6 protein-coding genes are annotated in these 7,437 nt (G+C 71.5%); 2 read left to right on the top strand and 4 right to left on the bottom strand.

Annotated elements, in window-relative coordinates; translation table 11 throughout:
• The coding region (locus ABTZ89_RS32525; RefSeq protein ID WP_351051980.1) for an FAD-dependent oxidoreductase at positions 1–1,408 on the bottom strand (1,408 nt) is incomplete at its 3' end.
• Between the two features lie 66 nt (positions 1,409–1,474).
• Here ABTZ89_RS32525 and ABTZ89_RS32520 point away from each other — a divergent pair.
• Positions 1,475–2,203, top strand: a complete 729-nt coding sequence (locus ABTZ89_RS32520) for a TetR/AcrR family transcriptional regulator C-terminal domain-containing protein (protein ID WP_351051977.1) — start codon at positions 1,475–1,477, stop codon at positions 2,201–2,203.
• Position 2,204: 1 nt separating this feature from the next.
• On the opposite strand, the gene ABTZ89_RS32515 is transcribed toward ABTZ89_RS32520, so the two are convergent.
• From ABTZ89_RS32515 to ABTZ89_RS32505, 3 genes are all read right to left on the bottom strand, one after another.
• Positions 2,205–2,939, bottom strand: a complete 735-nt coding sequence (locus ABTZ89_RS32515; protein ID WP_351051974.1) for an SDR family oxidoreductase — start codon at positions 2,937–2,939, stop codon at positions 2,205–2,207.
• A gap of 150 nt (positions 2,940–3,089) precedes the next feature.
• Positions 3,090–4,562 carry an MDR family MFS transporter gene (locus tag ABTZ89_RS32510; RefSeq protein ID WP_351051971.1) on the bottom strand — a complete coding sequence of 491 codons (1,473 nt, stop codon included), beginning with the start codon at positions 4,560–4,562 and terminating at the stop codon, positions 3,090–3,092.
• Between the two features lie 165 nt (positions 4,563–4,727).
• Positions 4,728–5,333, bottom strand: a complete 606-nt coding sequence (locus tag ABTZ89_RS32505) for a transporter substrate-binding domain-containing protein (protein ID WP_270954618.1) — start codon at positions 5,331–5,333, stop codon at positions 4,728–4,730.
• Between the two features lie 178 nt (positions 5,334–5,511).
• Between ABTZ89_RS32505 and edd the strand changes: the two genes are divergently transcribed.
• Positions 5,512–7,344, top strand: a complete 1,833-nt coding sequence (gene edd, locus ABTZ89_RS32500; RefSeq protein WP_351051967.1) for a phosphogluconate dehydratase — start codon at positions 5,512–5,514, stop codon at positions 7,342–7,344.
• Positions 7,345–7,437: the final 93 nt, after the last annotated feature.

Raw genomic sequence — 7,437 nt, 5'->3', positions numbered from 1 at the left:
GGTCGGTGCCGCGCCAGGCGATCACGTCGTCGGGGCGGATCAGGAGCCCTTCGCCCGGCGGCAGGAAGTCTGCGTCCAGGCGGTGGACCGGGATCCCGCCGGCCGCCCAGCGCTGCGGATCGTCGGCCACCGCGAGCGCCCATCCCGGGCCAGCGAGGTCCAGAGTGGACAGACCGGGGGCGAGCCAGCGGTGCGGGATGCGGGTGGCGACGCGCCCGGCCGGGGCGAACTCGGTGATCGGCTCGATCTCGCCGCCCTCGTCCGGGCCGCCCGCGAAAGCCCCGGCCGGGTACTGGAATCCACCAGCTGCCAGCACGAACGGGTCGGCCAACGTCGGGTCGGGCGTGGTCGTCACGCCCGATCGCCGGCTCGACTGGTCGGCGGCGAACCACCCGGCCGGGCGCCGCTCGGCGTCGTAGCTGTCCAGCAGCGCAGGCTCGGCCGCACCGGACAGCACCGCAGCGATCTTCCAGCCGAGGTTGTGCGCGTCGTCGATGCCGGTGTTCGCGCCGAGCGCGGCGAACGGCGGCATCACGTGGGCGGCATCCCCCACCAGGTGCACCCGACCGTCCGAATAGCGGTCGGCGATCAGCATCTCCGGCTGCCAGGGCAAGACGCTGCGGACGTCGAGATCCGGCGCCGGCACGCCGAGCGCGGTGCGCAGCAGCGCGGGCCAATCCCGTTCGACCTCGGCACCTCCGGCCATGAACACCCACCGGAACCGCCCGTCGACCGAAGCCAGCGCACCCGGCGCGTCCGGATGCTCCAGCTGGCATAGGTTGAACTCCCGGCCGCGGACCACGTCGGACAGATCGGCGTGGAAGTAGACGTTGACGTTGGGCCCGCCGACGGCACCGCGGCCGGAACGGCCGATCCCCAACGCGGCGCGCACCGGACTGCGCGCACCATCCGCCGCGACGACGAAAGCCGCGCGGAGCTGGTCGTTCCGCCCCGTCCGGCGATCGTCCAGTTCGGCGAGCACACCGTCGGCGTCCTGCGCGAACGAGGTCAGCTCGGTCTGGAACCGCACTCGCACCCCGGCATCCTCGGCCGCCTGCCGCAGGACCGGCTCCAGCACGTCTTGGGCGACCAGGCACGGCAGCTCCGGACTGGGCTCGACCGGATCGCCGTCCGGGCCGGAGGGCCGCCACAGCGGTAGCTGCTGGGCTTCGGCGAGCGTGCGCCCCGTGGCCATGTGGTCGTGTTCGGCGAGGTCGCGCGCGGCCTCGCGGACCGTCGAGGCGAGCCCGAGCGCGCGGAAGATCTCCAGGCTGCGCACGTGGAACCGGCGGGCTTTGGGTTGCGGCGAGGTCGTCGCGCGCTTCTCCACCAGCGTCACGTCGACGCCGTGGTGGCGAAGGACGAGAGCTGTCGTCAACCCGACCAGGCCGCCGCCCACCACCAGCACCTGAGAGTCGAGTGTACGTTGTACATTCACGGTGTACGTTGTACACGCGGCTACCATCCGAGGCAAATGAACGCTGCCAAACCAACGGGCGGCCTGGTCTGGTTCGACGAACCGCCGCCCCCACCAGCCACCGACCAGCTCAGCCGCGAACGAGTCGTCGCCGCCGCGATAGGCCTCGCAGACGAGAGCTCATCGGGCGAGGTCACGATGCGGGCGATCGCGAGCCGGCTCGGCACGCGCAGCCCGATGGCGCTGTACCGCTACGTCGGCAGCAAGGACGGGCTGACCGACCTGATGGTCGACGAGGTCTACGGCGAGATCACCGTGCCGCCGCCCGGCGACTGGCGGACCTGCCTGCGCGAGATGGGCCTGTCCGCGTGGGCCGCGGTGCAACGGCACCCGTGGTTCGCGCGGCTGGCCTTCAGCCGCCCGCCGCTCGGCCCGAACGCGTTGCGGCTCTACGACTCCGCGCTCGCCGCCGTCGACGAGCTCGGCCTGGAGGCCGCCGGCCGCATCGGCTTCATCAACACCGTGCTCGGGCAGGTCTTCGGCTCCGGGCTGGCGCTGCTGGAAGAGCTCGCCATGCGCCAGCGGACCGGGCTCGCCTCCGACGCCGAACTCGGCGAGGCCGTGCGCCCCTACCTGGAGCGGATCAAGGCGGACGGCGAGCACCCGCACTACATCCGCTGGTTGGACGAACCTGATCCGATGGCCGAGGTGGTGACCTTCGAGCAGCAGCTGGAGTGGCAGCTCGACGGCCTGCAACGGCTCGCCGAAGCTCGGCGCGGCGGCTGAGTCAGCGGGCGAGCCATTCGCGATAGGTGGTCCTGGCGATGGTGGCGTCCTCGTCGGCGATGAGGGCGTTGCCCGATGCCGCGGCGAACATGCCCGCGGTGTTGTCGGTGACGACCGCGCGGTGGTCACCGCGGGCGGCGAGGGTGATTTTGCCCAGCTCGTCGAGGGTGAAGATCTCCGGTCCGGCGATGTCGAGAGTGCCCCGCAACGGTTCGCCCAGGCTGACGTCGGCCACGGCCTGGGCGACCTCGGCCGCGGCGATGGGCTGGACGAGCACGGCGGGCAGGCGGACGGTGTTCTCATCGGCGTTCTCGGCCAGCACCGCGGCGATGAACTCGAAGAACTGGGTGGCGCGGACGATCGAGTGCGGCACGGGACTGGCCTTGAGCAGGTCCTCCTGCAACACCTTGGCGCGGTAGTAGACCAGGCCAGGAACCCGGTCGGCGCCCACGATCGAGAGCACGACCGCGTGGCCGACGCCCGCGACTTCGGCAGCCGCCAGCAGGTTGTCCATGCTCTGCTGGAAGAACGCGAGCGAGGCTTCGTCGAAGGTCGGCGAGTTCGTCAGGTTGACGACGACGTCAGCCCCCTCCAGCGCCTCGCGCAGGCCCTGCCCGCTGAGCAGGTCCAGGCCGGTGGACAGCGAGTGCGGCACCGCCTCGTGCCCGGCTGCGCGCAGGATCTCGACCACCTGCGATCCGATGAGCCCCGTCCCTCCCACGACAGCGATCTTCATCTCCGGCGCCCCTCCTCCCACGACGGCTGGAGCAACGCCACCAGTGCAGCCTTCGCGAGGTGACCGCGAAAGGGGCGGATGTCCTTCACCGGCGAACGGGAAAGCCCCGGAACTCGGTGCGGTTCCGGGGCCTTTCCCAGCTGAACTCGGTCAGTGCGCCGTCTGCGGCTCCCGCCCCGGCTCCTCGGCGGTGCCCTCGGACTGCTTCGCAGCCGGAGGCGTGCGGATGAACAGCGACGTGATGAACGCCAGCACGCCGATCCCGGCGGCGACGACGAACGCCGTGCGCAGTCCCCCCGCGTCCGGGATGCCGGACGGGGCGCTGCTGGCCACGGCGGACACGGTGACGAACACCGCCGTGCCGAACGCGCCCGCGACCTGCTGGAGCGTCGCCATGATCGCGCTGCCGTGCGAGTAGAGGTGATCGGGCAACGCGCTCAGCGACGAGGTCATCAGCGGGGTCATCATCAGCCCGAGCCCGGCCATGAGCACGACGTGGATCGCGATGACCGCGGCCAGCGGCGAGTTCGGCCCGAGGGTGGCGAACAGGCACAGCGACACCGCCATGGCCAGCGCCCCCGGGATCACCAGCGGCCGCGCGCCGACCCGGTCGAACAACCGGCCCACCGGACGTCCGAGCAGACCCATGACCAGACCGCCCGGCAGCACCGCCAGGCCGCTGGCGAACGTCGACTCGTGCAGGACGGTCTGCAGGTACAGCGGCAGCAGGATCGCCCCGGCCCCCAGCAGGCACATGAACAGCAGAGCGCTTAGCAGCAAGGCGATCCCGAAGGACCGGTTGGTCAGCGGACGCAGGTCCAGCAAGGCTCGGTCCTGGCGCTGCAAGCGGATCTGCCGCGCCGCGAACGTGGCCAGCGCGACCGCGCCGATCGACACCGGGATCCACGGTGGCAGCTGCTGCTGCCCGCCGGACTCGCCGACCAGCGACAGTCCGTAGAGCAGGCCGCCGAAGCCCAGCGCCGACAGCACAACGGAGATCAGGTCCAATGGGACCGCCCGCGTCTCGCTGTCCAGCCGCATCCAGGCCGCACCGATGGCCAGCGCGATCAGCGCCAGCGGCAGCACGATCCAGAACATCCAGCGCCAGCTCAGCTGGTTGAGCACCGCGCCGCCGATCGTCGGGCCGATCGCCGGGGCCACCGCGATGACGATGGTGATCGTGCCCATCGTCGCGCCGCGCTTGTCGGCCGGGACCAGGCGCATCACCGAGGTCATCAGCAGCGGCACCATCACCGCCGTTCCGCACGCCTGCACGACGCGGCCCGCCAGCAGCACCTCGAACCCCGGCGCGAGCGCGCTGATCAGGGTGCCCGCGCTGAACAGCGACTGCGCGGTCAGGAAGATCTGGCGCGGGGTGAAGCGCTCCAGCAGAAAACCGGTGGTGGGGATGACCACCGCCATGGTCAGCAGGAATCCGCTGGTCAGCCACTGCACGGTCGTGGTGCTGACCTGGAGGTCGACGGTGAGGTCGCGCAGCGCGACGCTCAGGATCGTCTCGTTCAGGATCATCACGAACGCGGAGGCGACCAGCACACCTATCAGCACTGCCGCCCGCGGTGGTGTGGTGCCGCGGGCGACGTCCGCAGTTGCGGATTCGGTCATGGTCAGGTTGCTCCTCGCGAGTATTCGGCCGGTTCGACCAGCGCAGCCCGTACCGGGCCACCACGTGGTCGAACGCGACGCAGGGTTCGAGTCTGCTCATCAGCCGCGCAATCGGCATCCGATTTTTCGCCGAGAGCGGGCGAACTCACTGCGCGGCGCGGGCGATCAGGAGCCGGGTCGGGCTTGGATCCCGGCTGCTCCGAGGGTCTTGTCGTAGGCGCGCTGCCAGGCGCCGTCGGCGACCGCGGCGTCGAGCATGCGCTGCAGTTCCCCGGCCAGCAACCGGTCGTCGGACTTGATCACCAGGTTCCGCTCGGTGTCGGTGATCGCGTACGGCCCGACCTTCGCCAGCCGCGGATCGTCGGCCTCGCCGCCGAGCAGCAGGTCGACGTCACCGGACAGCGCCGCGTCCCGCAGCTGCGTCGCGGGCAGCCGCCGGAACTGCACGTCGGTCGGCGCCAGGCCGATGCGGTGGGCCAGGTCGCGCGCGATCTCCGCGTCGAAGCCCTGGTAGTCACCGGTCTGGTCGCGGCTGAGGAAGGCCGGCGGGGCGTCGACGCGGACCCCGACCCGCACCTTCCGGCGCTGCTGGATCTTGACCAGGGTCGGCGAGGTGGACAGCTCCACCGAAGTGCCGTCCGACGACGCCGGTGGCGGCGCGACGGGCGTGGCAGGGGCGGGTGGCAGCTGGTTCTGCGCGGCCTCCGGATCCTGACCGCAGCCCGCCAGCACGGCGCCCAGGCACACCAGCGCGAGCACGCGAATCCGCATCACCACTCCTCCCACTCACCACTGCTATCAGATGATCGCGCACCGGTCCGACAGAACGTGGGTGGTTTGCAGATGATCTGGATCGATTGTGAAATCGAGGACACACCCGTTAGTGTGATTGCCGTCATGTGGCGTCAGCGTTGCCGCCCGGTTTCGAGGTCACTCCCGGAGGCGATCCATGGCGCAGTCCGCGCAGCACGTCGTCCAGCAGGTCACCCGGCGCATCGCCGAGCGAAGCGCCCCGAGCCGCACCGCGTACCTGGAGCGCATCCGCGCTGCGGCCGCCGTCGGCCCGGCCCGCACCGAACTGCCGTGCAGCAACCTCGCGCACGGGTTCGCCGCTTGCAGCGGCGAGGACCGGCTCGCGGTGCGCGGTGCGACGAAGCCCGGTGTGGCGATCGTGTCGGCCTACAACGACATGCTCTCCGCGCACCAGCCCTACGCCGAGTTCCCGGCCTGGATCAAGGACGCGGTGCGCGAGGCCGGTGGCGTCGCGCAGTTCGCCGGCGGGGTGCCCGCGATGTGCGACGGGATCACCCAGGGCCGCACCGGCATGGAGCTGTCGCTGTTCTCCCGCGACGTGATCGCGATGGCCACCGGGGTGGCGCTGTCCCACGAGATGTTCGACGCCGCGCTGCTGCTCGGGGTGTGCGACAAGATCGTGCCGGGGCTGCTGATCGGCGCGCTGGCCTTCGGGCACCTGCCGACCGTGCTGGTGCCCGCCGGGCCGATGCCCTCCGGGCTGCCGAACCGGGAGAAGAGCCGCATCCGGCAGCTGTTCGCAGAGGGCAAGGCCAGCCGCGAGAACCTGCTGGAAGCCGAATCCGCGTCGTACCACTCCCCCGGCACCTGCACCTTCTACGGCACCGCGAACTCCAACCAGCTGGTCGTGGAGGTGATGGGCCTGCACCTGCCAGGATCGAGCTTCGTGCCGCCGGGCACCCCGCTGCGCAAGGCGCTCACCGAGGAGGCCGCGCGGCGCGTGGTCGGGCTGGACGCGCCGATCGGCGAGATCGTGGACGAGCGCGCCATCGTCAACGGCGTGGTCGCGCTGCTGGCCACCGGCGGCTCCACCAACCACACGCTGCACCTGGTCGCCATCGCCGCGGCCGCCGGCATCGAGCTGAGCTGGGACGACTTCTCCGACCTGTCGGCCGTCGTGCCGTCGCTGGCGAAGGTGTACCCGAACGGCTCGGCCGACATCAACCACTTCGCGGCAGCGGGCGGGGTGCAGACGCTGGTCGGCGAGCTGCTGGACGCGGGCTTGCTGCACTCCGACGTCAAGACCGTTGCCGGGCCCGGCCTGGACCGCTACCGGCAGCAGCCGTTCCTGGAGGACGGCGAGCTGGTGTGGCGCGATGCGCCGCGCAAGAGCCTCGACCCGGACGTGCTGCGCGGTGTCGACGAGCCGTTCGCGCCGGACGGCGGGCTGCGGGTGCTGGAGGGCAACCTGGGGCGCTCGGTGATCAAGGTGTCCGCGGTCGGCGCCGAGCACCGCGCGGTCACCGCCCCGGCGCGGGTCTTCGACGACCAGCACGAGTTCACCGCCGCGTTCCGGAACGGCGAGCTGGACCACGACGTCGTGGTGGTGATCCGCAACCAGGGCCCGCAGGCCAACGGCATGCCCGAGCTGCACGGGCTCACCCCGGCGCTGGGCGTGCTGATGGACCGCGGCCACCAGGTCGCGCTGGTCACCGACGGCCGCATGTCCGGGGCCTCCGGCAAGATCCCGGCGGCGATCCAGCTGACCCCGGAAGCCAGCGCCGGAGGTCCGCTGGCGCGGGTGCGCGACGGCGACGTGGTCCGGCTCGACGCCGACCGCGGAACGCTGGAACTGCTCGTGCCCGACGGCGAACTGGACTCCCGGGATTCGGCCCCGCCGGCCGACCGGGCGCCGTTCGGCACCGGCCGCGAACTGTTCTCGGCCTTCCGCCAGGCGGTCGGCCGGGCCGACCGGGGCGCGAGCGTCTTCACGCAGCTCCAACCCCAACCCCCCGACGTGCCAGCATGAGTCGTGAGTGCGTAACATTGTTCGAACACTGTTACACACTCACTGCTCGGCCGTCGGCGGCCGGGGGAGAGGTGCTCTACGGGGCGGTCCTGC

The organism is Saccharopolyspora sp. NPDC002686, assembly GCF_040295745.1.
Taxonomy (GTDB): domain Bacteria; phylum Actinomycetota; class Actinomycetes; order Mycobacteriales; family Pseudonocardiaceae; genus Saccharopolyspora; species Saccharopolyspora oryzae.
The sequence above is the reverse complement of the archived record's forward strand: the minus strand, read 5'-3'. Positions and strand labels throughout refer to the sequence as shown.